General features: G+C 62.7%; 1 protein-coding gene. It reads left to right on the top strand.

Going from position 1 to position 488, the window contains the following annotated elements; translation table 11 throughout:
* Positions 1-60 precede the first annotated feature (60 nt).
* A partial coding sequence (locus AACY52_RS30460) for an ACT domain-containing protein (protein WP_339561406.1) occupies positions 61-488 on the top strand: 428 nt, incomplete at its 3' end.

The raw sequence follows: 488 nt of genomic DNA, 5'->3' as shown, positions 1-488 counted from the left end.
AGAGCAGGGCCGAGATCGCGGATCGTCCCGCAGCCGTTGCACAAATCTTCATCGAGAGCCATGCCCGATCATCAATATGTCCTGACCCTGTCCTGCCCGGATCGCCCCGGCATCGTCTCGGCGGTCTCGACGTTCCTCGCCCATAACGGGCAGAACATCCTCGATGCCCAGCAGTTCGACGACATCGAGACCAAGAAGTTCTTCATGCGGGTGGTGTTCACGGCCGCCGATCTCGCCGTGGAACTGTCGGCGCTCCAAACCGGATTTGCCGCCATCGCCGAGCGCTTCGCGATGGACTGGCAGATGCGCGACCGCGCCGCCCACCGCAGGGTAATGCTGCTGGTGTCGAAGTCGGACCATTGCCTCGTCGACATCCTCTATCGCTGGCGCACGGGCGAACTGCCGATGACGCTTGCTGCGATCGTCTCCAACCATCCGCGCGAGGTCTATGGCGGGCTCGATTTCGGCGACGTACCGTTCCACTACCT

Origin of the sequence: Pseudomonas sp. EA_65y_Pfl1_P113, from assembly GCF_963970525.1 — a bacterium.
Classification (GTDB): Bacteria; Pseudomonadota; Gammaproteobacteria; order Pseudomonadales; family Pseudomonadaceae; genus Aquipseudomonas; species Aquipseudomonas tritici.
Note: the sequence above shows the minus strand (reverse complement) of the source record. Positions and strands in the feature narration are given on the sequence as shown.